General features: G+C 64.7%; 24 protein-coding genes. 21 read left to right on the forward strand and 3 right to left on the reverse strand.

Annotation, left to right across the window (positions count from 1 at the left end; all coding sequences use genetic code 11):
- The first annotated feature begins 248 nt into the window (after positions 1-248).
- The 9 genes from WHZ77_RS04850 to WHZ77_RS04890 are packed head-to-tail and all read left to right on the forward strand — an operon-like array spanning position 249 to position 8,384.
- Entirely contained in the window at positions 249-1,283 is a 1,035-nt protein-coding gene (locus WHZ77_RS04850) for an ABC transporter substrate-binding protein (protein ID WP_375312630.1), read from the forward strand.
- 28 nt (positions 1,284-1,311) lie between these two features.
- The gene (locus WHZ77_RS04855; RefSeq protein WP_375312631.1) at positions 1,312-2,352 is read left to right on the forward strand and encodes an ABC transporter ATP-binding protein; all 1,041 of its coding nucleotides are present in this window, start codon (positions 1,312-1,314) and stop codon (positions 2,350-2,352) included.
- Positions 2,349-3,224 carry an ABC transporter permease gene (locus tag WHZ77_RS04860; RefSeq protein WP_375312632.1) on the forward strand — a complete coding sequence of 292 codons (876 nt, stop codon included), beginning with the start codon at positions 2,349-2,351 and terminating at the stop codon, positions 3,222-3,224. The genes WHZ77_RS04855 and WHZ77_RS04860 overlap by 4 nt, the downstream gene beginning before the upstream one ends.
- Positions 3,221-4,027, forward strand: coding sequence for an ABC transporter permease (locus WHZ77_RS04865; protein ID WP_014439756.1), 807 nt, complete (start codon positions 3,221-3,223; stop codon positions 4,025-4,027). The genes WHZ77_RS04860 and WHZ77_RS04865 overlap by 4 nt, the downstream gene beginning before the upstream one ends.
- A gap of 8 nt (positions 4,028-4,035) precedes the next feature.
- Entirely contained in the window at positions 4,036-5,172 is a 1,137-nt protein-coding gene (locus WHZ77_RS04870; RefSeq protein ID WP_375312633.1) for an NAD(P)/FAD-dependent oxidoreductase, read from the forward strand.
- Positions 5,173-5,191: 19 nt separating this feature from the next.
- Positions 5,192-5,488: a (2Fe-2S)-binding protein gene (locus WHZ77_RS04875; protein WP_375312634.1), complete on the forward strand. Its 297-nt coding sequence runs from the start codon at positions 5,192-5,194 to the stop codon at positions 5,486-5,488.
- Complete coding sequence (locus WHZ77_RS04880; protein WP_375312635.1) at positions 5,485-6,903, forward strand: NAD(P)/FAD-dependent oxidoreductase; 1,419 nt, start codon at positions 5,485-5,487, stop codon at positions 6,901-6,903. The genes WHZ77_RS04875 and WHZ77_RS04880 overlap by 4 nt, the downstream gene beginning before the upstream one ends.
- The gene (locus tag WHZ77_RS04885; RefSeq protein WP_375312636.1) at positions 6,900-8,021 is read left to right on the forward strand and encodes an NAD(P)/FAD-dependent oxidoreductase; all 1,122 of its coding nucleotides are present in this window, start codon (positions 6,900-6,902) and stop codon (positions 8,019-8,021) included. The genes WHZ77_RS04880 and WHZ77_RS04885 overlap by 4 nt, the downstream gene beginning before the upstream one ends.
- 15 nt (positions 8,022-8,036) lie before the next feature.
- The gene (locus WHZ77_RS04890) at positions 8,037-8,384 is read left to right on the forward strand and encodes a RidA family protein (RefSeq protein ID WP_375312637.1); all 348 of its coding nucleotides are present in this window, start codon (positions 8,037-8,039) and stop codon (positions 8,382-8,384) included.
- Between the two features lie 231 nt (positions 8,385-8,615).
- Here the strand turns inward: WHZ77_RS04890 and WHZ77_RS04895 are convergent, their stop codons facing one another.
- Positions 8,616-9,944, reverse strand: a complete 1,329-nt coding sequence (locus WHZ77_RS04895) for a dicarboxylate/amino acid:cation symporter (RefSeq protein WP_375312638.1) — start codon at positions 9,942-9,944, stop codon at positions 8,616-8,618.
- A gap of 246 nt (positions 9,945-10,190) precedes the next feature.
- Here WHZ77_RS04895 and WHZ77_RS04900 point away from each other — a divergent pair, with 246 nt between their 5' ends.
- Positions 10,191-11,027 carry an SDR family oxidoreductase gene (locus tag WHZ77_RS04900; protein WP_375312639.1) on the forward strand — a complete coding sequence of 279 codons (837 nt, stop codon included), beginning with the start codon at positions 10,191-10,193 and terminating at the stop codon, positions 11,025-11,027.
- Positions 11,028-11,053: 26 nt separating this feature from the next.
- Here the strand turns inward: WHZ77_RS04900 and WHZ77_RS04905 are convergent, their stop codons facing one another.
- Entirely contained in the window at positions 11,054-11,434 is a 381-nt protein-coding gene (locus tag WHZ77_RS04905) for a DUF1488 domain-containing protein (protein ID WP_375312640.1), read from the reverse strand.
- A 335-nt stretch (positions 11,435-11,769) separates the two neighbouring features.
- On the opposite strand from WHZ77_RS04905, the gene WHZ77_RS04910 reads away from it, so the two are divergent.
- From WHZ77_RS04910 to WHZ77_RS04930, 5 genes are all read left to right on the forward strand, one after another.
- Positions 11,770-12,006, forward strand: a complete 237-nt coding sequence (locus tag WHZ77_RS04910) for a hypothetical protein (RefSeq protein WP_375312641.1) — start codon at positions 11,770-11,772, stop codon at positions 12,004-12,006.
- A gap of 126 nt (positions 12,007-12,132) precedes the next feature.
- Positions 12,133-12,537, forward strand: a complete 405-nt coding sequence (locus WHZ77_RS04915; protein ID WP_375312642.1) for a hypothetical protein — start codon at positions 12,133-12,135, stop codon at positions 12,535-12,537.
- Between the two features lie 219 nt (positions 12,538-12,756).
- Entirely contained in the window at positions 12,757-13,023 is a 267-nt protein-coding gene (locus WHZ77_RS04920) for a hypothetical protein (RefSeq protein ID WP_375312643.1), read from the forward strand.
- Positions 13,024-13,039: 16 nt separating this feature from the next.
- Positions 13,040-13,621, forward strand: a complete 582-nt coding sequence (locus WHZ77_RS04925) for a hypothetical protein (protein ID WP_375312644.1) — start codon at positions 13,040-13,042, stop codon at positions 13,619-13,621.
- Between the two features lie 160 nt (positions 13,622-13,781).
- The gene (locus WHZ77_RS04930; RefSeq protein WP_375312645.1) at positions 13,782-14,603 is read left to right on the forward strand and encodes an NAD-dependent protein deacetylase; all 822 of its coding nucleotides are present in this window, start codon (positions 13,782-13,784) and stop codon (positions 14,601-14,603) included.
- An 8-nt stretch (positions 14,604-14,611) separates the two neighbouring features.
- On the opposite strand, the gene WHZ77_RS04935 is transcribed toward WHZ77_RS04930, so the two are convergent.
- Complete coding sequence (locus tag WHZ77_RS04935) at positions 14,612-15,247, reverse strand: TetR/AcrR family transcriptional regulator (RefSeq protein ID WP_375312646.1); 636 nt, start codon at positions 15,245-15,247, stop codon at positions 14,612-14,614.
- Positions 15,248-15,350: 103 nt separating this feature from the next.
- On the opposite strand from WHZ77_RS04935, the gene WHZ77_RS04940 reads away from it, so the two are divergent.
- From WHZ77_RS04940 to WHZ77_RS04965, 6 genes are all read left to right on the forward strand, one after another.
- Complete coding sequence (locus WHZ77_RS04940; protein ID WP_375312647.1) at positions 15,351-16,304, forward strand: NAD(P)H-binding protein; 954 nt, start codon at positions 15,351-15,353, stop codon at positions 16,302-16,304.
- Between the two features lie 104 nt (positions 16,305-16,408).
- Positions 16,409-17,413 (forward strand): alpha/beta fold hydrolase, encoded by a 1,005-nt coding sequence (locus tag WHZ77_RS04945; protein ID WP_375312648.1) that lies wholly within the window; start codon positions 16,409-16,411, stop codon positions 17,411-17,413.
- A 164-nt stretch (positions 17,414-17,577) separates the two neighbouring features.
- A complete protein-coding gene (locus tag WHZ77_RS04950; protein ID WP_375312649.1) occupies positions 17,578-19,662 on the forward strand; it encodes a hydantoinase/oxoprolinase family protein in 2,085 nt (694 codons plus the stop codon).
- A gap of 2 nt (positions 19,663-19,664) precedes the next feature.
- Entirely contained in the window at positions 19,665-21,323 is a 1,659-nt protein-coding gene (locus WHZ77_RS04955; RefSeq protein WP_375312650.1) for a hydantoinase B/oxoprolinase family protein, read from the forward strand.
- A gap of 33 nt (positions 21,324-21,356) precedes the next feature.
- The gene (locus WHZ77_RS04960) at positions 21,357-22,355 is read left to right on the forward strand and encodes a TRAP transporter substrate-binding protein (RefSeq protein WP_375312651.1); all 999 of its coding nucleotides are present in this window, start codon (positions 21,357-21,359) and stop codon (positions 22,353-22,355) included.
- An 8-nt stretch (positions 22,356-22,363) separates the two neighbouring features.
- Positions 22,364-22,957: a TRAP transporter small permease subunit gene (locus WHZ77_RS04965; protein ID WP_375312652.1), complete on the forward strand. Its 594-nt coding sequence runs from the start codon at positions 22,364-22,366 to the stop codon at positions 22,955-22,957.
- The last annotated feature ends 19 nt before the right edge of the window (positions 22,958-22,976 follow it).

Raw genomic sequence — 22,976 nt, forward strand, 5'->3', positions numbered from 1 at the left:
TTGGCATGCAGAGGGTGCCATTATTCATTGGACGATGGAAGTATAGGTTTGCAATCTTTTTCATCAGGACTGGAGACAGCCCGCTTTTTCGGCAGGTTTGAGGGGTTCAAACCTCCAGATCGCGCCAAAACCCGCCGAACGGGGACCGTAGCCCTGTCCGGAGGTTTTGCGCGGAAGGGAATGCGGAAGGCGCCTCAGTCGGAGATTTGTCGGCACGTCACCTCATTCCGGTATGGAGATCGGATCACATGAAGACTCTTCGCCTTCTGACAGCGGTCAGCATCGCGGCGCTCGCCGCCGGCATTTCGGCCGCCTCGGCCCAGCAGAAAACGCTTTATGTCGCCGGCTACGGCGGCTCGTTCGAGAAGACCATCCGGGACGAGGTGATCCCGACCTTCGAGAAGGAGAATGGGGTCAAGGTCGAGTACGTCGCCGGTAACTCCACCGACACGCTGGCAAAGCTCCAGGCGCAGAAAGGCAACCAGCAGATCGACGTCGCGATCGTCGACGACGGCCCGATGTACCAGGCGATCCAGCTCGGCTTCTGCGGCAAGCTCGACGGCCTGCCGGCCGATCTCTACGACACCGCGCGCTTCAAGGACTATCGTGCGGTCGCGATCGGCATCGTCGCCACCGGACTGATGTACAACACCAAGGTGTTTGCCGAGAAGGGCTGGGCGCCGCCGACCTCCTGGAACGACCTGAAGGACACGAAATACGCCAAGCAACTCGTCATTCCGCCGATCAACAACACCTATGGCCTGGAAGCGCTGGTGATGCTGTCGAAGATGAACGGCGGCGGCGAGACCAACGTCGATTCCGGCTTCAAGATCTTCAAGGAGCAGATCAATCCGAACGTGCTCGCCTATGAGCCGTCGCCGGGCAAGATGACCGAGTTGTTCCAGTCCGGCCAGGCGGTGATCGCGGTGTGGGGCACCGGCCGCGTGCAGAGCTTCGCCAACACCGGCTTCCCCGTCGACTTCGTCTATCCGAAGGAGGGCGCGGCGACGCTGCTGACGACGGCGTGTCCGATCACCAAGCCGAACGCCTCGCCGCTTGCCGCGAGCTTCATCAAGATGCTGCTCGAGCCGAAGATCCAGCTCGTGCTGCTCAAGGACTACGGTTATGGCCCGGTGCTGAAATCGCTGGTAGTGCCGCCCGAGCTCGGCAAGATGGCGCCGATCGGCGAGCGCGCGTCAAAGCTCTATAATCCGGACTGGACCGTCATCAACGACAAGCGCGAGGAATGGACCAAGCGCTGGAACCGCGAGGTCGAGCGTTGATCTGATCGTTCGTAGCGGAGACAGCGTGATGGCCTATCTCGAGCTCGATCGGGTCGCCAAGGAGTTCGGCGCGCAGACCGTGGTCGACGACTTCAGTCTGTCGGTGGGGAAGGGGGAGTTCATCTCCTTTCTCGGCCCGTCCGGCTGCGGCAAGACCACGACCCTGCAGATGATCGCGGGCTTCCTCGATCCCACGCGCGGCGCGATCCGCCTGGAGGGCAAGGATCTCGCCGCGATCCATCCGGCCAAGCGCGGGCTCGGCATCGTGTTCCAGAGCTACGCGCTGTTTCCGCACATGACTGCGGCGGAGAACGTCGCCTTTGGTCTGGAGATGCGCAAGGTGCCGCGCAGTGAGCGGGCCGAGCGCGTCCGCGCCGCGCTGGCGATGGTCGGGCTCGCCGGCTACGAGGACCGCCATCCCCGCCGCATGTCTGGCGGCCAGCAGCAGCGCGTGGCGCTGGCGCGGGCGCTGGTGATCAAGCCGAGCGTGTTGCTGCTCGACGAGCCGCTGTCCAACCTCGACGCCAAGCTGCGCGAGGAGATGCAGATCGAGCTGCGCCAGATCCAGCGCACCATCGGCACGACCACCATCCTCGTCACCCACGACCAGAACGAGGCGATGTCGCTGTCCGACCGCATCGTGGTGATGAGCCAGGGCAAGATCGAGCAGATCGGCTCGCCGCAGGAGACCTATGAGCGGCCGGCCTCGGCCTTCGTCTCGCAGTTCCTGGGCAAGACCAACGATTTTGCCGCGACGATCGATCGGACTGCCGTGCAAGCGCGAGTAACGGCGGGCTCCTGGAGCGCGCCGGCGCCGGCTGGTCTCAACGGCCCCGTGACCGTCAGCATCCGTCCGGAGCGGATCGGCTTTGGCGATACCGGTCTCAGCGCCAAAATCGTCACACGCATCTTCCAGGGCAATCACTGGCTGTTCCAGTGCGACAGCGAATGCGGCCCGGCGATCGTGATCCGTCAGAATGACGGCGAGCGGCAGCCGGCCGAAGGCGAGGCCGTTCGCCTTGCCTGGCGTCCGGAGGACATGAGCGTGCGTGGCGGAGCTTCCGCATGAGCACGGCCGCCGACGAGCGCAACGCACGTGCGCCCTGGGCGCTGACGGCGCCGGCTTTGATGCTGTTCGTCGGCGTGCTGATGATTCCGCTGGCGATGACGGTGATGTTGTCGTTCCACGACTGGGGCCAGTACAAGGGCATCGAGCCGGTCTTCATCCTCAAGAACTGGCATGAGATCGCGACCGACCCCTATTACGCGGAGATGTTCTGGCGGACGTTTCGGATCGCGATCCTGACCACGCTGCTCACCGCATTGCTCGGCGCACCCGAGGCCTACATTCTCAACCGTATGGACGGCCGCTGGAAGAGTATTTTCCTGCTGGTCATTCTCGGGCCGCTGCTGATCTCCGTGGTGGCGCGCACGCTCGGCTGGGCGCTGCTGTTCGGCGGCAACAACGGCCTCGTCAACAAGCTGCTGATGTCGGCAGGCGTGATCCGCTCTCCCATTCCCTTCATGTTCACCGAGACCGGCATGGTCATCGCACTCGCGCATGTCATGATGCCGTTCATGGTGCTGTCGGTGTGGGCGGCGCTGCAGCGACTCGATCCGCAGATCGAGAATGCCGCGATGTCGCTCGGCGCCGGCCCGATCACCACGATCCGCCGCATCATCATGCCGCAGATCATGCCGGGCGTGCTGTCGGGCGCGATCATCGTGTTCTCGCTCTCGGCCAGTGCGTTTGCGACGCCCGCGATCATCGGCGGTCGCCGGCTCAAGGTCGCGGCGACGCTCGCCTATGACGAATTCCTCAATACGTTGAACTGGCCGCTCGGCGCCGCGGTCGCGACGCTCCTGCTTGTCGCGCTGGTGCTGATCGTCGTCGGCAGCAACGCGCTGATCGAACGCCGCTATGCCGAGGTGTTCCGATGAGACGGAACGGCCCGCTGGCGCTGATCTTCCACACCATCTTCGTCATCGTGATGGTGGCGCCGATCCTCGTGGTCTGCCTCGTCGCCTTCACGCCCGAGGGCTTCCTCTCGCTGCCGACCAACGGCTTCTCGCTGCGCTGGTTCAGGGCGATCGGCAACTATCCTGAATTCATCCACGCCTTCTGGGTCAGCCTTGGTCTCGGCGCGCTGTCGTCCTTCGTGGCGCTGCTGTTCGCGGTGCCCGCCGCGCTCGCGATTGCGCGCTATCGTTTCCGCGGCCGCGACGCGCTCGCCGCGCTGTTCCTGTCGCCGCTGATGATCCCGCATGTCGTGCTCGGCATCGCCTTCCTGCGTTTCTTCACTTCGGCTGGCCTTGGCGGCAGTTTTGCCGCGCTGATCATCGCGCATGTCATCATCGTGTTCCCGTTCGCGCTGCGGCTGACGCTGGCGGCCGCAACGGGCATGGATCGCACGGTCGAGATGGCGGCTGTCTCGCTTGGCGCCGGCGGCTGGACGCTGTTCCGCCGCGTGACGCTGCCGCTGATCCTGCCCGGCGTCATCAGCGGCTGGGCGCTCGCCTTCATCCAATCCTTCGACGATCTCACCATGACCGTCTTCCTTGCGGCACCGGGGACCGAAACGTTGCCGGTGCGCATGTTCCTTTATATCCAGGACAACATCGATCCGCTGGTGACGTCGGTCTCGGCCTGCGTGATCGCGATCACCATGACCGCCCTCATTCTGCTCGACCGCTTCTACGGGCTCGACCGTGTGCTCGCCGGCAAGGGCGATACGGGACGATAGGAGAATCTATGCGAACGGATTACGACGTCGCCGTCGTCGGCGGCGGACTGCTCGGCTCCGCCATTGCCTGGGGCCTCGGACGGCTCGGCAAGCGCGTCGCCGTGCTCGACGAAGGCGACATTACCAAGCGTGCCTCGCGTGCGAATTTCGCGCTGGTCTGGGTCCAGAGCAAAGGGCTCGGCATGCCCGCCTACACGGTCTGGACCGTGCAGGCATCACAAGCGTGGGGCCGGCTCGCCTCGGAGCTGAAGCAGCAGACCGGGCTCGACGTTGCCCTCCAGCAGAATGGCGGCTTCCATCTGACGCTCGGCGACGATGAATTCGACCAGCGCACCGAACTGGTCAAGCGCATGCACAACCAGACCGGTGCGGCCGACTACAAGATGGAGATGCTCACCGCCTCCGAGGTGAAGAAATCGCTGCCGCTGATCGGGCCGGAGGTCTCCGGCGGCAGCTATTGCCCGCTCGACGGCCACGTCAATTCGCTGCGTACGTTCCGTGCCTTCCACACCGGCTTCAGGGCGTTCGGCATCGACTATTTTCCGGAGCGCCCGGTCTCGGCGATCAGCAAGAGCGGCGGCGAATTCCGCCTGACCACGCCGAAGGGCGAGCTCCGCGCCCCCAAGGTCGTGCTGGCTGCCGGCAATGCCAACCAGACGCTGGCGTCGATGGTCGGTCTCTACGCGCCGATGGGGCCGACCCGCGGCCAGATCGTGGTGACCGAACGCACCATGCCGTTCCTGCCGCATCCGCTGACGACGATCCGCCAGACCGACGAGGGCACGGTGATGATCGGCGACAGCAAGGAGGACGAGCTCGACGACCGCACGCTGAAGCATTCGATCAGCGCCGTGATGACCGATCGCGCCCAGCGCATGTTCCCGCATCTTTCGCGGCTCAACGTGGTCAGGAGCTGGGCCGGCATCCGCGTCATGCCGCAGGACGGCTTTCCGATCTACGACCAGTCGGAGACGCATCCCGGCGCCTTCGTCGCCTGCTGCCATTCCGGCGTGACGCTCGCCTCCAACCACGCCTTCGAGATCGCGCGCATGGTTGCGCAGGGCGCGCTCGAGCCGGAACTGGTCGGTGCGTTCTCCGCCAGCCGCTTTGGCGGCGCGGGCGCGGCGAACAACAGCGGCTACTAGAGATATTGAAGGAGCCAAGATGTTCAAACGATCCGAACAGGACAAGCGGCCACAGGTGCAGATCTTCGTCGACGGCGTTGCCGTCGCGGCGCGTCAGGGCGACACCGTCTCCGCCGCGTTGCTGGCCTCCAGCTGCGACGTGCGCCGGTCGACTGCCGTCAGCGGTGCGCCGCGACTGCCCTATTGCATGATGGGCGTGTGCTTCGACTGCCTCGTCACCATCGACGGCGTCGGCAACCGGCAGGGCTGTCTCATTCCCGTCGCCGAGGGCATGCAGATCGGGATCCAGAAGGGCAAGCGGGAGATCGGAAGATGACCATGGCTCCCAAGCGCGAAGACTACGACGTGGTGGTGATCGGGGCCGGGCCCGCGGGCCTTGCTGCCGCGGCGACATCCGCCGAGGCTGGCCTTTCGACGCTGCTGCTCGACGAGAATATTGGCCCTGGCGGCCAGGTGTTTCGCGCCATCGCCTCGACGCCTGTGACCGACCGCAACCAGCTCGGCGCCGACTATTGGGTCGGCGCCGAGCTCGTGCAGTCGCTGCGCGCGAGCAAGGCCGAGGTCATTCATCGTGCCACCGTCTGGAGCCTCGATCGCAATCTCGACATCGCGGTCTCCGTTGGCGGCGCCTCGGCTTTCGTCAAGGCCAAGCGCGTGATCCTCGCGGCCGGCGCGCTGGAGCGGCCGTTCCCGATTCCCGGCTGGACGCTGCCGGGCGTCATGACCGCAGGCGCCGCGCAGACGATGCTGAAGTCGTCGGCTTTGGTGCCCGATGGCCATACGGTGATCGCGGGGCAGGGACCTTTGCTCTGGCTGCTCGCCGCGCAGATTTTGCGGCTTGGCGGCCGGATCGACCGCATCCTCGACACCACCGAGCGCGGCAATTATTTCGCCGCGCTGCCGCACGCGTTTGCGTTTCTGACCTCGCCCTATTTCACCAAGGGCTTGTCGATGATGCGCGAAGTGAAGGCAAAGGTGCAGGTCGTCTCCGGCGTTACCGAGCTTGCCGCGTCCGGTGACGGTCAGCTTGCGAGCGTCAGCTATATCGCGGGCAGCAAGCGTGAGACCATTCCGGTGAATCTCCTGTTGCTGCATCAGGGCGTCGTGCCCAACGTCAATCTCGCGATGTCGGCCGGCGTCGAGCATCGCTGGGATGATTTGCAACTGTGCTGGTCGCCGGTGCTCGATGCGAGCGGCAATTCTTCGGTTGCCGGCATTGCGATCGCGGGCGATGGTGCCGGCATCGGCGGCGCCAACGCTGCGGTGGTCCGTGGCCGCATCGCGGCGCGTGCAGCGGTGGAAGCGCTGGCGCCGGCGGCCGCCGCGAAGCTTCCCGCCATGGCGACGCTGCGCGCCGATCTCGCGAAGGCCGAGCGCGGCCGCGTCTTTCTCGACACGCTGTTCCGCCCGGCGCCGCAGTTTCGTATTCCCTCGGGCGACACCATCGTGTGCCGCTGCGAGGAGGTCACCGCCAAGGACGTTCTCGATTCCGTCGCGATCGGCGCGACCGGGCCGAACCAGCTCAAGGCCTATCGCCGCACCGGCATGGGCCCGTGCCAGGGGCGGCTCTGTGGCCTCACCGTCACCGAGCTGATGGCGCAGGCGCGCGGAAAGACGCCGCAGGAGATCGGCTATTACCGGCTGCGCGCGCCGGTGAAGCCGATCACGCTGGCCGAGCTTGCTGCCGTTCCGAAGTCCGAGGCCGACGTGAAGGCCGTGGTGCGCGGATGACGACAAACGTGGATGCGATCGTCGTCGGTGGCGGCATCCACGGATGCTCGACCGCGCTGCATCTCTGCCTCGCCGGCCTGAAGCCGGTGCTGATCGAGAAGGACTATGCAGGGCGCCATGCCTCCGGCGTCAATGCCGGCGGCGTGCGCCAGCTTGCGCGGCACATCCCCGAGATCCCGCTCTCGATCCGCTCGATGGGGATCTGGGAGAAGATCGCCGATCTGCTCGACGACGATTGCAGCTTTGAGAGCTACGGTCAGGTGCTGGTCGCCGAGAACGAGGACGAGCTTGCGGTCTGCCGCGCGCGCGTCGCCGCGCTGAACGCCCTCGGCTTTACCCATGAAGAGCTGATCGACGCGGCCGAGTTGCGGCGGCTCGTGCCGGCGGTGGCCGAGACCTGCCCCGGCGGCGTGGTTTCGCGGCGCGATGGCGCGGCCAATCCGGCGCAGGCGACGACTGCGTTCCGGCGCAAGGCCGAGCAGCTCGGCACGACCGTGCGCGAGGGTGTCGCCGCCAGCAACATCCGCTACAGCGACGGGCTCTGGTCTGTCGATGTCGGCGCCGAGAGCTTCGCCGCGCCGGTGCTGGTCAACGCCGCCGGCGCCTGGGCCGGCAAGATCGCGGCCGCGCTCGGCGAGCCGGTCCCGGTCGAGACCGTGGCGCCGATGCTGATGATCACCTCGCGCGTGCCGCACTTCATCGACCCCGTCGTGATCCTGCGCGGCCGAAAGCTCTCCTTCAAGCAGTTCAAGAACGGCACCGTGCTGATCGGCGGCGGCCATCTGGCAACGCCTTATCAGGACCGCAACGAGACGGTGCTGGACTGGAAGAGCCTCGCCATCAGCGCGCGCACCGTGTTCGAGCTGTTCCCGGTGATGCGCGATGCGACGATCATGCGCGCCTGGGCCGGCATCGAGGCGAAGATGAAGGACGACATCCCCGTGTTCGGTCCGAGCAGCCGTCACAGGGGCCTCTATCACCAGTTCGGCTTCTCATTGCACGGCTTTCAACTCGGCCCCGGCGCCGGCGCTGTCATGGCGGAGCTGATCGTCAACGGCGGCACCCAGACCCGCATCGGCGATCTCGGCATCGACCGCTTCCATCCCACGACGCTCTAGCAATACGAGGACATCATGAGCATCACCCGCAGCATCCGCACGCCCATCATGCACCGCGCCGTCGAAGCCAACGGCTTCGTCTTCGTCGGCGGCACCATCGCCGACGACACCTCTGTCTCGATGGGCGACCAGACCCGCAACATCCTCGGCAAGATTGCCGGCTATCTGAAGGAAGCCGGCACCGACAAGAGTCGCGTCGTCAGCACCTCGATCTTCGTCACCGACCTCTCGAAGAAGAAGGAGATGGACGCGGCCTGGACCGAGTTCTTCGGCGACGATCTGCCGACCCGCGCGACCGTCGGCGTCGCCGATCTCGGCGGCGGCGCGTTGATCGAGGTCGTGGTCACCGCGCTCAAGGGCTGATGCGGCTCAGCGACGGGCAGAGCCCGTCAAAAGCGGCGCGCCGATCCCGGTGCGCCGTCGTCGCGGCAATTCTCAAAAACCCGACGCCCTGCCCCCAGCGCGTCGGGTGGAAAGAATAAGTATCGATCGGTGATCGCAACGCCGGTGTTGTGACGCGCGCCGCACCAATTGACCACTCCGGGAAACTACCGCGTCGGAATTGGGCTTCTGGTGGCGCCGATCTGGGCGGCCTTACGCGCTGCCGCCCGGTTCGAGCGCCTCGCCGATCTCCAGCGGATGCGCCATCGTCTCGTGCAGCGCGTCGCGGTCGAGCTCGTCTTCGGAGATGCTGATGACGACGCAGGCGACGCCGTTGCCGATCAGATTGGTCAGCGCGCGACACTCGCTCATGAACTTGTCGATGCCGACCAGGATCGCGATCGACTGGATCGGAATATCAGGCACGATCGAGAGCGTCGCCGCGAGCGTGATGAAGCCGGCGCCGGTCACGCCCGAGGCGCCCTTGGAGGTGATCATGGCGATGCCGAGAATGCCGAGCTCCTGCCAAATCGTCAGATGGGTGTTGGTCGCCTGCGCCAGAAACAGCGTTGCCAGCGTCATATAGATGTTCGTGCCGTCGAGGTTGAAGCTGTAGCCGGTCGGGATGACGAGGCCGACCACCGAGCGCGAGGCGCCGAGATGCTCCATCTTCTGGATCATCTGCGGCAGCACCGTCTCCGACGACGATGTGCCGAGCACGATCAAAAGCTCGTCCTTGATGTAGGCGATGAAGCGCAGGATCGAGAAGCCGGCAAGCCGGGCGATCGAGCCCAGCACGATCAGTACGAACAGGATGCTGGTGAGGTAGAACGTGCCGATCAGGGCGGCGAGGTTGAGCAGCGAGCCGAGGCCGTAGGCGCCGACAGTGAACGCCATCGCGCCGAACGCGCCGATCGGCGCCACGCGCACGATGATGCGGATGATGCCGAAGAACATCTTTGCGGCCTTGTCGATCGCCTCCGCGATCGGCTCGCCGGCCTTGCCGAGGAAGGCGATGGCGAAGCCCGAGAGGATCGAGACCAGCAGCACCTGCAACAGGTCGCCGCGCGCGATCGCGCCCACGTAACTGTCGGGGATGATCGCCATCAGATGGGCGACGATGCCGTCTTCGTGCGCCTTGTTGACATAGGTCGCCACCGACTTCGGGTCGATGGTCGCGGGATCGATATTGAAGCCGTTGCCAGGCTGGAGAATTTCGCCGACCAACAGGCCGATCGCAAGCGCGACGGTCGAGACCGTCTCGAAATAGATCAGCGACTTCAGTCCGACCCGGCCGACGCGCTTGAGGTCACCCATCGAGGAAATGCCATGCACCACGGTGCAGAAGATGACGGGTGCGATCATCATCTTGATCAGCGCGATGAAGCCGTCGCCGAGCGGCTTCAGCGCCTTGCCGAGATCAGGGTAGAGATAGCCGATGAGCACCCCGAGTGCGATCGCGATGAGCACCTGGACGTAGAGGATCGTGTACCAGGGCTGATGCCGGCGATGGATGGCTGGCTGTATCGCGACTTGTGTCATATCGTAGGCCCCGGAACGCATTGATTTTCAAGGATTTGATGTTGCGTGATTTGCATCATGTGATGACCGCTGCAGAAGCGACAATCACATTTTTGTCGGATCGCACGAAGATCGGCCGCTGCACCGCAATTGGTCCTGCATCCACTGCAATTGTCCTCGGCCGCCGATCATGCCGGTCTGGTGATGGAACAAAAATCCCGGCCCGTTGATGATATGCCGCGACCTCAAGATGATCTGGAGCCGACCATGCCGCAAACCGATCGTTCACCCCAGTTTCCCTCACGCCTCATCGGCCAATATGCGCTGGTGACAGGCGCATCGCAGGGCATCGGCCGCGCGGTCGCGATTCGCCTGGCCCAGGAGGGCGCGACGGTTGCCATCAATTATTTCGATCATACCGAGAGAGCGGAGGAAACACTTGCGCTTGCACGGACGGCATCGAGCGATCGAGGCCACGGCAGGCTCGATCATTTCGTCGTCCAGGCGGACGTCGCGACTGAAAAAGAGATCGCTGCCATGTTCGAGACGATCCTGGCGCGCTGGAAGCGACTCGACTGCCTCGTCAACAATGCCGGCTTCCAGGTGGAATCACCGAGCGAGGCGCTCGACGTCGAAACCTATCGCCGCATCATCGATGTCAATCTCAATGGCGCCGTGCTCTGCGCGCAGAAGGCGCTCGCGCATTTCGTGGCGCGCGGCGGGGGCGGCAGCATCATCAATTGCTCCAGCGTCCATCAGATCATTCCAAAGCCCGGCTATCTCGCTTATTCGATCAGCAAGGGCGGGATGGCCAATCTGACGCGCACGCTGGCGCTGGAGTTCGCTGGCCGGGGCATTCGCGTCAACGCGGTGGGACCGGGTGCGATCGATACGCCGATCAATGCAGCCTGGACCGACGACCCGAAAAAGCGCGGCGACGTCACCAGTCACATTCCGCTCGGCCGCGTCGGAACGCCGGAAGAGATCGCCGCCGTGTTCGCCTTCCTGGCGTCGGACGATGCGAGCTATATCACCGGGCAGACGATCTACGCCTGCGGAGGCCTGACGCTATTCCCGGAGTTCCGCGAGAACTGGGCGAGCTAGACCAGGGCAAATTCGAGCGGACGGTTTCAAAAATCTCCCGCGACCAGATCGTAAGAGCCCCTGCTGCCGCGAACATATTTCCGGGCCGCAGCGGCACATATCAGGTCGCGGTGGGAATCGAACGCGTTCAGAAAGCCCGACTCGTTGGGATTGGCGCCGGGCTGGATATGCTTCAATGCGCCCTCATCGATGTAGAACGAGGCCTCGATGGCGCTGTCGTGTCCCCAGAACCGCACGGCTCGGCGTGTCCGGTCATATGAGCGGCTGTGATTTGGAAAATCGATCATGGTTCGGGCCCAATCAGGTTGCAGGTGCCAGCGTCGGCTTGAACGAGGCACTTTTGAGGAGGCGAGACTCGGCAGGTACGTCAAGAACACGGACACTTCGTCGAGACCCGGATAGGCCATCCTTGTAGGCCATTCTTGGGAAAGCCGCGCGGTGAGGGGGACGGCTGCTGCGAGTCGGCGCTACTGGCGGACACGATGCTATAGCCTTGTTCAATGCATATCGTGACGAATAGTTTCTGCCGGACCTCGTTATTCGGCGAAAGATCACTATATCCAACTTATCACCGCGCGCCCCTCGGCTGTTATCGGTGACTGAGAGCATTGCGCTCCCGCCGTGATCAAGAGGCGGTCGATATGTTGGATTCTCCTGGATACAGTCTTCGCGAGTGGCTCGTACCTCCGGTGCTGCTGCCGGTCTTCTTCCTGCTGCTGGTTGCCGCTGCGATGTTCATACAATGGTAACCGGTTTCAGCGTGCCGTTGTCGTCGCCGTCGGCTGACGCGGGTAGCTCGTCGGAATTGATCCAGTCGCCGTTGGCTGGCGAGCTGAACACCAGGGTGATCGAGGCCCTCGATCAGGCTCGCAAGATGCCGTTGGGAGACGAGCGTACTGCTGCGATGCGCAGGGCCGCGATCCTCGGAAATGCCGCTGAGATCCTCGCGTATTTCTCCGTAAAGAAGGCGCCCCAGTAGAATGATGATGCAGCGGCCTCCCCCCATTCGTGATGGAAGGTCGCACTGATTCTCTGAGTGGTGCGATGCCGGCATAGCCTGCAAAGTGGCAGGCTGGATACGCGGAGACTTCAACGAAAGGACGGCATGTTCAAATTTCTGCAGTATCGCGCCAAAGCAGCCGCGTATGGCGAACTGGCCAAGAGCTCGCCCGGCAAGGATGACACTCGCAAATTCGAGAGACTGCAGGACAGCCTTGCATCGCGTGCGGACAACGAACAGGTCCTCGCGGACCAATACGTGCATGCGGTCAACGCCGGGGAGACGGAACGATTGCGCGGCGCAGCCCTCGCGGCGGAGGAGGAGCGTGTTTTGCGGTGTCTCGGCGCGGCCGTCATCATGCAGTGGAATTCCCTGCCGACGACGCTTCAGCGGGAGATATTCGATACCGCCGGATCGGTCGGAACATTGCTGGAGACAGCAGCGCTCCGTGGGCAGCTCGCTCGGTTCCTTCACAAGCACAGGCATGACGTCGGTTCCCACAAGGCCTGACGGGCCGTCGGGAAGCCTGGCGATGCAATCCGGCAACGGTCGCGAAAAACCAAGTCGCCGGTTCGGTAAGCTAGGACGAACTCAACCGTACGGTTGATGCTCGCTCACGTCTCCTGCCCCATATTCGCGGCGGTCGTATCCGGCCAACGGTCGGGACAGACCCGACCTCTGGACCTGAGAGCGCAAATGCCTCCTGCGATCGCTAGAGCGATTTTCCCTTTGACCAAATCCGTAGCGGGCGCCGCGCTCGTTCATTGCGCCGGGTTCGCTGCCATCGCGATCGGGAGCGGTGCGAGCGTCGGCGCCGACAATGCCGTCGCCCTGGGCAATACCGCGACCGCAAGCGGAGCCAACGCGTTCGCCGTCGGCGCCACCGCGCTGCTCCACGAGGGCAAGAGCCATGCGGTCATTGCCAATGCCGGCGGCGGCATCGGGCTCGAGCGTAACGTTGCAGGTGGACGCGGCGCCGTGTCGCTCCAGTGGTAGGAAGAACGCGGTCGCCATGACGCTTCGCTGGGTAAGTGCAGGCCTCGGGCTCTTGGTTTTCGGGCTGCTGATCCTGGGTGTGGTGACGACGTCTGCGCAACAGACGCCGCCGCAGCCGCAGGCCGCAGCGAAGCCGGCCAACATCGACCGCAACGGCGTGCTCATGCTGATACGATCGACGCTGCTCGCGCTCGACCACGCCAACAAGACCGGCAATTACACCGTGCTGCGCGACCTCGGCGCGCCCGGGTTCCAAGTCAACACCGCCGCCAAACTCGCGGAGATCTTCGCCAAGCAGCGCGGCGACAAGCTCGATATCTCCGGTGTTGTCGTCATCGATCCGCAATTGTCGTTGTTGCCGCAGATCGAGCCGAACGGTCTCTTGCACATGGCGGGATTTTTTCCGTCGGTGCCATCGCAGGTGAATTTCGAACTGTTGTTCGCGCCGGTCGAAGGACAATGGCGCGTGATCGGCGTGTCGTTGTCGGTCGGTCAGTCTTCGCCGGTCGCACCTCCAGCGCCCGAGGTTCCGCCGGGCAAGGCGGTCGTGTCGCAGAAACAGGCCGCTCCACCGAAGCCGAGCGTGCCATCGAAATAGCCCGTGCCGATGCCGTGAGCGAGACTCATCTCCACAACGTCGTCCGCAAGACCGGCACCGCGCGCCAGAGCGATCTTGTGAAACTGATTGCCGGCTTTGCGCCCCCGCCGCCGCGGGAGTGATCTGGAAAAACCCGCCGGCGCAGACTACATCATGCGCCATGACAAACCCTCCGGTGGCAAGCCCTTCGCTCCAGGATTTCGTCGGCCGGCACGAGCGTCTGTTCGTGCTGACCGGTGCCGGGTGCAGCACCAATTCGGGCATTCCCGACTATCGCGACAGTGCCGGCAATTGGAAGCGAACCCAGCCGGTCAACTTCCAGGCCTTCATGGCGGAAGAGCAAACGCGCCAGCGCTACTGGGCGCGCAGCCTGATCGGATGGCGGCGGTTCGGCCAGGCCCGCCCGAACGATGCGCATCATGCGCTGGCCCGCCTCGAGGCCAGCGGTCGGTGCGAGATGCTGCTGACCCAGAACGTCGACCGGCTGCATCAGTCCGCCGGCCACCGGCAGGTGATCGACCTGCACGGCCGGCTCGATCTGGTCCGTTGCATGGGTTGCGGCGCCAAGACGCCGCGCAAGGAATTCCAGCAGACGCTGGGCCGCGCGAACCCGGAGTGGCTGACGCTCGATGCTGCGGATGCACCGGATGGCGACGCTGATCTCGAGCACGCGGATTTCTCGTCGTTCACAGTGCCGGCCTGCGAGGCCTGCGGCGGCATCCTCAAGCCCGACGTCGTGTTCTTCGGCGAGAACGTTCCGCGCGATGTGGTCGCCACCGCGCAGGACCATCTGTCGCAGGCCGACGCCATGCTGATCGTCGGCTCGTCGCTGATGGTCTATTCCGGCTTCCGCTTCGTGCAGGCGGCTGCGCGCCGGCAAATTCCGATCGCCGCGGTCAACCTCGGACGCACCCGTGCCGACGAACTCCTGACGCTCAAGGTCGAGGACCGCTGCGAAGCTGCGCTCGCCTTTCTGCTCTGAACGCGGAGTTAGCCTGGCGCGGGATAAAGCTTCAGGAATGCGGTCGATGCATCGCTCGCCCGTCGCGCGATCTCGTTGGCGCTCGGCCGGTTGATCGCCTGGAGCAGCAGGCCCGTCATCAGGTCGCCCCACAGCAGCCCCAGGAACTTGTGGGTCATCGTCTCGGGATCGCCCGTAACAAGCCCTGCTGACTTTGCGTTTGCCATGATTGTCCGCAATGAATCGCGCGTGGGCTTGCGAGCCGTCTCTTCCAGCGCTTGCGCAACCTTCGGGGCTTGCACCGTTTCGGATATCGCCAGCCGGAACACGGCGACGACGACCGGATCGGTGGTTTCGGTCAGGAGCGTCGTTCCAAACGCGATGAGCACTTTGGCCAGGATATCCCTGTCCCGTAGCGCGGGCAGGTCCGCCGGTGCCTTTAGCCGCTGGCCGCGCTCGGTGATGCAGGCGACCAGCATCGCCTCCTTGTTGCCGAACAGAGCATAGAGCTCGCGTTTCGAAACGCGCGCGCGCGTCGCAATTTCCAGCGTGCTGGTCTGCGCATAGCCGCCCTCCATGAAGGCGGAAAGGGCCGCGCCGAGGATCTTTTTCCGAACGGCGGTTGCCTCGGTGTCTTCCTCGGGCGGCTTGATCTTCGGACTCATCGACGCAAGTTTCCGCTTGACGTGGTACCGATGGGTACCATATCTCTATCTGCAAGGTACCGGATCGTACCAAACCACACTGGGACGGTAAAGGAGCGTTGTGATGACCAAGACAATCCTCGTGACCTCGGCGGCAGGCGGCACCCAGGGCCGGACCGGCCGGCATGTTTCAGAGATGCTGCTTGAACGCGGTGTACGGGTCCGCGCGCTCGTCCGGCAGATCGACGAGCGCTCGGATCACCTGAAATCGCTCGGCGCCGAAATATTAGTCGGCGATTTCCTCGACGTCAGATCCGTCGAACAGGCGGCGCGGGGTGTCGCATCGATCTACTTTGCCTATCCGGTCCAGGACGGATTGGCGGACGCCACAGCCGCCATGGCGTTCGCGGCGCGCAAGCATGGCGTCTCCCGGCTCGTCAATCTCGTGATGTATCAATCCTCGATCGACGCGCCGACGCCGCGCATGCGGCAAAACTATCTGTCCGAGCAGGTGTTCGAGTGGGCCGGGGTCGGTCCGCTGCATCTCCGGGCCACCGTCTTCTACGAGAACGTGGCGCGCCTTGTTGGCGCAAGCCTGCCGGCGCGCGGCGCGATCCGACTGCCGCTCGGCAACGAAAGCACCATTCTGCCGTTGATCTCGGCCGAAGACGTCTCGCGGATCGCCGTGGGCCTGCTTACCGGCCCCGAGCGGGGCGCAGGAACCGCATATCCCGTCATTGGAAGCGTCAACTCTGTCGGGGACATCGTTGCTGCGTTCGCGCGCGTCTTCGACAGGGATGTCCATTACGAGGAAGTCAGTGACGAGCAGTGGCGGAGCGAGGTTCTCGCGCGAGGCTGGAATTCGCATGCGGTCGAGCATCTTTCCTCACTTTGGAAGTCGCTCCGGGCCGCCCGCCTCTCGGCCGAGACCGCGCGGTTCGCCGTCACGGATGCCATCGAAAAAATCGGCGGCGCCTCACCGAAGACGTTCGAACAATTCGTTCGCGAGCGACAATCGGAACTGGTCGCGCCCAAGGTGGCCGCGAACGCGTCGACGTCGCCGGAGGGACGGACATGAACAGACGCCAGTTACTGGCTGCGGCGTCGGCGCCGCTCGCCTTGCGGGGTGCATCGCAAGCGGTCCCGTCAAACGCATTCGCGGCAACCTCGGAGCGAGACAAGATGGGCAAGACGACGCAACGGATCATCGAATGTAACGGGATCCACATCAACATCGCCGAGCAGGGCGAAGGACCACTGGTGCTGCTGGTGCACGGCTTCCCCGAGTCGTGGTTCTCCTGGCGCCATCAGATCGACGACCTTGCCGCCGCAGGCTTCCGTGTCGTAGCGCCCGACATGCGCGGCTACGGCAAGAGCGACACGCCGCAGGCGATCGACCAGTATACGATCCTGCATCTGGTCGGGGACATGATCGGCATTCTCGATGCCTTGGGCGCGCCGACCGCCGTCATCGTCGGTCATGATTGGGGCGCCAGCGTCGCCTGGCAGGCGGCTCTCACGCGGCCCGACCGCTTCAAGGCAATTGCAGCGCTCAGCGTCCCGTTCCGGCCGCGCGCCAAGGCGCTACCCACCAGTCTCATGCCCCGTACCGAGACTGCGCAATTCTATCAGCTCTATTTCCAGGAGCCGGGTCCTGCGGAGGCTGAGTTGGGGCGCGATCCCCGTGCGACCATTCGCAACATGCTGTTCGGCGCGTCCGGCGATGGCGTGGCCGCCGCGCGCGCCGCCGTCGCTGCCGGCGGGCCCGCGCCGAATCTCGGGATGGTGCCGAAGGGCGGTGGATCTTTGCAGGGGCCCGGCGCGCCGGCGACCCTGCCGTCCTGGATCAGCGAGAGCGACATCGACCATTACGGTGAGGAGTTCAAGCGAACCGGCTTTCGCGGCGCGCTCAACTATTACCGCAACATCGATCGCAACTGGGAAATCACGGGCGCGCTCGCGGGTGTGCAGGTGTCGATACCAGCGCTCTACATGGCAGGCGATCGCGACTTCCTGCTCTCTTTTCCCGGAACGGATCAGTTGCTCGCAAACCAGAAAACCCTCGTTCCTGGCTTGCGCAAGATCCAGATGCTCCCCGGCTGCGGCCACTGGACGCAGCAGGAGCGGTCGAGCGAGGTCAGTGCCGCGCTTGTCGATTTCATCCGTGGACTGCCGAGCCGCTCGTGACAATCGATATGATCGTTGCTCAGCCACGTACATTCCTGCTCTGAGCGTCGCGCACCGCACTCCTGCTATCGCATAGGTGCCACGCGCTTCACCATCTGCGCCGTCGCTGGTATGAAAATTGCTGCGGTTTTCGCGCAATTGGACGATCAGCCGGAGAATTTGGTATGCTTGAAGGAGCCGAGGTGCGGCTTGCCGTCGATATCGGTGGCACGTTCACCGACATCGTGCTGGACGTGGGTCAGGATCGCAAGACACGCAAGGTGCTGACCACGCCGCAGCGGCCGGAGCAGGCGGTGCTGGACGGGATGCGTCTCATTCTCGCTGATGCGCATGCACATATCAGCGACATCGACGTCTTCATTCACGGCACGACGCTCGCGACCAACGCCATCATCGAGCGGCGCGGCGCGAAAACGGCGCTGATCGCGACCGAGGGCTTTCGCGACGTGCTCGATATCGGCACCGAGAGCCGCTACGATCAGTATGATCTCACCATCGACAAGCCGAAGCCGCTGGCGCCGCGCAGCCTTCGCTTCACCGTGCCCGAGCGTATCGATGCCCACGGCGCCGTTCGTCTCCCGCTGGCCGAAGCATCCGTGCGTGCACTCGCGCCAAAATTGCGCGAACTGAAAGTCGAGAGCGTTGCGATCGCTTTCCTGCACTCCTATGCCAATCCAGAGCATGAGCGACGCACGGCCGCGATCATCAGCGAGGAGATGCCTGGCATCTCCGTAACTGTGTCATCTGCCGTGTGTCCCGAGATTCGCGAATATGAGCGCACATCGACTGCGGTCGCGAACGCCTATGTGCAGCCGCTGATCGACGGCTATCTCGCCCGCATGGCGGATGCCTTGCAGGTGGAGCAATACCGCGGCGCCATCTATCTCGTTACCTCCGGCGGCGGCGTCACTTCGATCGAGACGGCGCGGCGCTTTCCAGTGCGCCTCGTCGAATCCGGTCCCGCCGGCGGCGCCATTTTCGCGGCGCAGATCGCAGCAAGGCTCGGCGAGAGCAAGGTGCTCTCGTTCGACATGGGCGGCACCACCGCAAAGATCTGCCTGATCGAAAAATACCAGCCCGAAACCTCGCGCGTGTTCGAGGTCGATCGCGCCGCGCGCTTTCTGAAAGGTTCGGGTCTGCCGGTGCGCATTCCCGTGATCGAAATGGTCGAGATCGGCGCTGGCGGCGGCTCGATCGCGCATGTCGACGCAATGAAGCGCGTCACCGTGGGCCCGGAAAGCGCCTCGTCCGAGCCTGGTCCCGCCTGCTATGGCCGCGGCGGCCAGCGCCCGGCCGTCACCGATGCGGACGTTGCGCTCGGCATGATCGATCCCGATGCGTTTGCCGGCGGTACGATCAAGCTAGACCCGGAGCTTTCCAAACAGGCGCTGCTGCGCGCCGTCGGCGAGCCGCTGGGCCTGTCGGCGGAAACCGCGGCCTATGCGGTGCACGAGGTCGTCTGCGAGAACATGGCGAGCGCTGCGCGCGTGCACGCGGTCGAGCGCGGTGAGATCGTCGGCCAGCACACGCTGATCGCCTTCGGCGGCGCCGCGCCGCTGCACGCGGCGCGCGTTGCCGAGAAGATCGGCGTCTCCCGCGTGATCGTGCCCTCGAATGCCGGCGTCGGTTCGGCCGTTGGATTCCTGGCCGCTCCGATCGCCTATGAGCTGGTGCGCAGCCGCCACGTCCGTCTCGACGATTTCGACACCAAGGCGGTGTCGGACCTGCTTCAGGAGATGGTGACCGAAGCCCGCGCGCTGGTCGAGCCCGGTGCGGCCGGTGCGCCCGTGCGCGAGCGGCGCGCCGCCTTCATGCGCTATGTCGGCCAGGGCCACGAGATCACGATCGAGCTGCCGAACCGCCCGCTGAATTCGGCTGATCTTGCCGGCCTGCGCCAGAAGTTCGAGGCGGACTACTCGGCGATGTTCGAGCGGTCGATTCCGGGCGCCGCGATCGAGGTCTTGAGCTGGTCGGTGCTCGCGACGACTGATGCGCGCAATCCCGCCGTGGTTGCTTCCGTCGCGCGCACGCCCGCGGGCAAGGCCTCCGGCAGCCGCAAATTCTTCGACGGCCGCGCGGGAGAGGTGATCGAGATTCCGCTCTATCGCCGCGAGGACATGGCGCCGGGCGCCACGATTGCGGGCCCCGCCGTGATCGCCGAGGACGAAACCTCCACGTTCGTCTCCAACAGTTTCGACGCCCATATCGACGGCGCCGGCAGCATCGTCATGGAACGGAAGGCAGCCTGATCATGAGCAAGGCAAATGGCGCGAGCCTGATCGATCTCCAGATCATGTGGCACCGGCTGATCGCCGTGGTCGAGGAGCAGGCGCAGGTACTGCTCCGCACCGCCTTCAGCCCGATCGTGCGCGAATGCGGTGACCTCTCCGCCGGGGTGTTCGACCTCGAGGGACGGATGCTGGCACAAGCAGTGACGGGCACGCCCGGGCACGTCAACTCGATGGCGGAATCGGTCAAGCACTTCATCGCTCAATTCCCGATCGAGACGATGAAGGAGGGCGATGCCTACATCACCAACGATCCCTGGATGGGCACCGGCCATCTCAACGACTTCGTCGTCACCACGCCCTGCTTCAAGGACGGCAAGCCGGTCGCGCTGTTCTCCTGCACCAGCCATCTCATGGATATCGGCGGCATCGGCTTCGGTCCTGATGCCACCGACGTGTTCATGGAGGGGCTCTACATCCCCATGCTGAAGCTGATCGACCAGGGCGTCGTCAACGAGACACTGATGGCGATGATCCGCACCAACACGCGGCTGCCGATCGACACCGAGGGCGACACCTATTCGCTCGCCGGCTGCAACGACGTCGGCTGCGAGCGCCTGGTCGAGATGATGACCGAGTTCGAGATCGACACGCTCGACGAACTCGGCGACTACATCTGCGACCGCTCGCGCGAAGCGGTGCTGGCCGAGATCGCCAAGCTGCCGAAGGGGACCTGGCGCAACAGCATGGTCGTCGACGGCTACGATTCGCCGGTGACGCTGGCGGCGACGCTGACGATTTCGGACACCGGCATTCACGTCGATTTCGACGGCACCTCCGCCGCCTCGAAGTTCGGCATCAACGTGCCGCTGTCCTACACCACGGCCTACACCGTGTTCGGCCTCGGCTGCGTCGTCGCATCGCAGATCCCGAACAATGCCGGCTCGCTCTCGCCACTGACGGTGTCGGCTCCCCCGGGTGCGATCCTCAACGCGCCGAAGCCGGCGCCGGTTGCCTCGCGTCACATCATCGGCCAGATGCTGCCCGACGTCGTGTTCGGCTGCCTGCGCCAGATCATTCCCGAGCGCGTGCCGGCCGAAGGCACCTCGTGCCTGTGGAATCTCAATGTGCGCGGCCAGACGCGCTCCGGTGCCGGCGGCAATTACGGATTCTCGATGGCGGTGACGTCCAACGGCGGCACCGGCGCGCGCTTTGCGAAGGACGGACTGTCGGCGACGGCCTATCCGAGCGGCGTCCGCGGCACGCCGGTCGAGATCGCCGAGACGCAGACGCCGCTGATCTTCTGGCGCAAGGAGCTGCGTCCGGATTCCGGCGGGGCAGGGCGCACCCGCGGCGGTCTTGGCCAAATCATCGAGGTCGGCAGCGGCGTCGATGCGCCGTTCGATATTCTGGCGGCGTTCGATCGCATCGATCATCCACCGCGCGGCCGCGACGGCGGCAAGAACGGCGAGGCCGGCTATGTCGGCCTGAAGTCGGGAAAGAAGCTGCGCGGCAAGGGCTTTCAGCAAGTGCCGCCGGATGATCGTCTCGTCGTGCTGACGCCCGGCGGCGCCGGCATCGGCGCGCCCGCCGAGCGCGATCGCGCGGCGGTCAATGACGACATCGAAAGCGGCTTTGTGTCTGCGGACAACGCAGTTGCAGTCTATGGGTACACGCGCTGACGCGTCGGTGCGTTTGGTAAATGGAGGGGCTCTATGATCACACGACGTAACTTCACTGCGGGCGCAGCGACGCTGCTTGCCGCCGGCCACATCTCGACCCGCGCGCGGGCCGCGACGGTGAGCTGGGACATGTCCACGGTCTGGCCTGACGGCAATTTCCACACCCAGAACGCGATGGCTTTCGCCGAAGAGGTGAAGAAGCAGAGCGGCGGCTCGGTTGCCATCACCGTGAAGGCCGGCGGTCAGCTCGGCTTCAAGGGCCCCGAGCATCTGCGCGCCGTGCGCGACGGCCTGGTGCCGCTCGCCGACGTCCTCAACATCCAGCAGGTTGGCGACGAGCCCTTCATGGGCGTCGAGAGCATTCCCTTCCTGTGCGGCTCGATGGACGAACTCAAGGTGCTGCACAAATATGTGCGGCCCGAATACGAGAAGGTTGCCGCGCGCAACAACCAGAAAATCCTCTACATCGTGCCGTGGCCGACGCAGTATCTGCACCTCAAGCTCAAGACCGCCGATGTCGACGGCTTGAAGAACATCAAGATCCGCGTGCCTGACAAGGGCGCCGTGGACATGCTGTCCGCCATTGGCATGGCGCCGGTGATGATTCCCTGGGGCGAGACGATTCCGGCCTTGGCGTCCGGCGCGGTCTCCGGCGTCTCGACCTCCGCGGTGTCGGGCGTCGACGGCAAGTTCTGGGAATTCCTGAAATACGTCTACCCGACCAACCACGTCTGGTCGTCGCAGATGCTCACCGTCAATCTCGACTCCTGGAAGGCGCTGAGCGCCGACCAGCAGAAGCTCGTCGCAGATACGGCGGCGAAGATGGAGCCGGCTTTCTGGGCGAACTCGCTCAAGGCCGACGTCGACAGCCTCAACCGCCTGAAGGAGGGCGGCATGGAGGTGGTGCCGGTCTCGCAGGCGATGATCACGGACATCCGGGCCAAGACCGCGCCGCAGCTCGAAGCCTTCCTCAAGCGGGTGCCTGCGGCCGACAAGCCGGTGCGGGCCTATCTCGCCGAAATGAAGCGCTGAGATCAATCATGGTCAGCGTATCGCCCGCGGCTCCGCAAAGTCTCAACGCAGCGGCGCCAGCGCCGCTGCGCATCCTGCTCGACGGCATCGACCGTCTCGGTCGGCTCGACGGCTGGATCGGCGGCGGCTGCCTCTTGACGCTGACGCTCCTGATGCTGTGCGAGGTCGCAACCCGCTTCCTCTCGAACTTCCTGCCATTCTTCCCGCCAACGATCTCGATCGCCTGGGAGTATTCCTCCTATCTGATGGCGGCATCCTTCACTTTTGGCGCCGCCATGACGCTGCGCGTCGGCGGTCACATCCGCGTTGTCCTGCTCCTGAAGAACGTTCCCCCGCCGTTTCAGCGCGCAATTGAGATCCTCTCGGCCACCGCCGGCTTCGCCTTCATGGCCTTCCTGACCTCGTCGATGGCGAAGTTCGCCTGGAGCGCCTTCGTGCGCGGCCAGGTCTCGACCTCCAGCGATACGCCGCTGTGGTTTCCGCAGGCGGTGGTGACCTTCGGCATGCTCCTTCTCACGCTCCAGTTCCTGGCGCGTGCGATCCAGGCCGTGCTCGGCCTGCCGCTGGAGGATCACCGCATGAAGGCCTCGCCCGTCGAATGACCGCCTTGCTCGCTCCCGG

The organism is Bradyrhizobium sp. A5 (genome assembly GCF_042076515.1).
Lineage (GTDB): Bacteria > Pseudomonadota > Alphaproteobacteria > Rhizobiales > Xanthobacteraceae > Bradyrhizobium > Bradyrhizobium cosmicum.

Excerpts from the sequence above, each read along its gene's own strand:
- WHZ77_RS04960 (WP_375312651.1), top strand. The coding sequence starts at position 21,357 with ATGATCACACGACGTAACTTCACTGCGGGCGCAGCGACGCTGCTTGCC.
- WHZ77_RS04895 (WP_375312638.1), bottom strand. The coding sequence starts at position 9,944 with ATGACACAAGTCGCGATACAGCCAGCCATCCATCGCCGGCATCAGCCC.
- WHZ77_RS04965 (WP_375312652.1), top strand. The coding sequence starts at position 22,364 with ATGGTCAGCGTATCGCCCGCGGCTCCGCAAAGTCTCAACGCAGCGGCG.
- WHZ77_RS04925 (WP_375312644.1), top strand. The coding sequence starts at position 13,040 with ATGACGCTTCGCTGGGTAAGTGCAGGCCTCGGGCTCTTGGTTTTCGGG.
- WHZ77_RS04950 (WP_375312649.1), top strand. The coding sequence starts at position 17,578 with ATGCTTGAAGGAGCCGAGGTGCGGCTTGCCGTCGATATCGGTGGCACG.
- WHZ77_RS04955 (WP_375312650.1), top strand. The coding sequence starts at position 19,665 with ATGAGCAAGGCAAATGGCGCGAGCCTGATCGATCTCCAGATCATGTGG.
- WHZ77_RS04890 (WP_375312637.1), top strand. The coding sequence starts at position 8,037 with ATGAGCATCACCCGCAGCATCCGCACGCCCATCATGCACCGCGCCGTC.
- WHZ77_RS04865 (WP_014439756.1), top strand. The coding sequence starts at position 3,221 with ATGAGACGGAACGGCCCGCTGGCGCTGATCTTCCACACCATCTTCGTC.
- WHZ77_RS04850 (WP_375312630.1), top strand. The coding sequence starts at position 249 with ATGAAGACTCTTCGCCTTCTGACAGCGGTCAGCATCGCGGCGCTCGCC.
- WHZ77_RS04885 (WP_375312636.1), top strand. The coding sequence starts at position 6,900 with ATGACGACAAACGTGGATGCGATCGTCGTCGGTGGCGGCATCCACGGA.
- WHZ77_RS04880 (WP_375312635.1), top strand. The coding sequence starts at position 5,485 with ATGACCATGGCTCCCAAGCGCGAAGACTACGACGTGGTGGTGATCGGG.
- WHZ77_RS04945 (WP_375312648.1), top strand. The coding sequence starts at position 16,409 with ATGGGCAAGACGACGCAACGGATCATCGAATGTAACGGGATCCACATC.
- WHZ77_RS04940 (WP_375312647.1), top strand. The coding sequence starts at position 15,351 with ATGACCAAGACAATCCTCGTGACCTCGGCGGCAGGCGGCACCCAGGGC.
- WHZ77_RS04905 (WP_375312640.1), bottom strand. The coding sequence starts at position 11,434 with ATGGCCTATCCGGGTCTCGACGAAGTGTCCGTGTTCTTGACGTACCTG.
- WHZ77_RS04870 (WP_375312633.1), top strand. The coding sequence starts at position 4,036 with ATGCGAACGGATTACGACGTCGCCGTCGTCGGCGGCGGACTGCTCGGC.
- WHZ77_RS04900 (WP_375312639.1), top strand. The coding sequence starts at position 10,191 with ATGCCGCAAACCGATCGTTCACCCCAGTTTCCCTCACGCCTCATCGGC.
- WHZ77_RS04855 (WP_375312631.1), top strand. The coding sequence starts at position 1,312 with ATGGCCTATCTCGAGCTCGATCGGGTCGCCAAGGAGTTCGGCGCGCAG.
- WHZ77_RS04860 (WP_375312632.1), top strand. The coding sequence starts at position 2,349 with ATGAGCACGGCCGCCGACGAGCGCAACGCACGTGCGCCCTGGGCGCTG.
- WHZ77_RS04915 (WP_375312642.1), top strand. The coding sequence starts at position 12,133 with ATGTTCAAATTTCTGCAGTATCGCGCCAAAGCAGCCGCGTATGGCGAA.
- WHZ77_RS04935 (WP_375312646.1), bottom strand. The coding sequence starts at position 15,247 with ATGAGTCCGAAGATCAAGCCGCCCGAGGAAGACACCGAGGCAACCGCC.
- WHZ77_RS04930 (WP_375312645.1), top strand. The coding sequence starts at position 13,782 with ATGACAAACCCTCCGGTGGCAAGCCCTTCGCTCCAGGATTTCGTCGGC.
- WHZ77_RS04875 (WP_375312634.1), top strand. The coding sequence starts at position 5,192 with ATGTTCAAACGATCCGAACAGGACAAGCGGCCACAGGTGCAGATCTTC.
- WHZ77_RS04910 (WP_375312641.1), top strand. The coding sequence starts at position 11,770 with ATGGTAACCGGTTTCAGCGTGCCGTTGTCGTCGCCGTCGGCTGACGCG.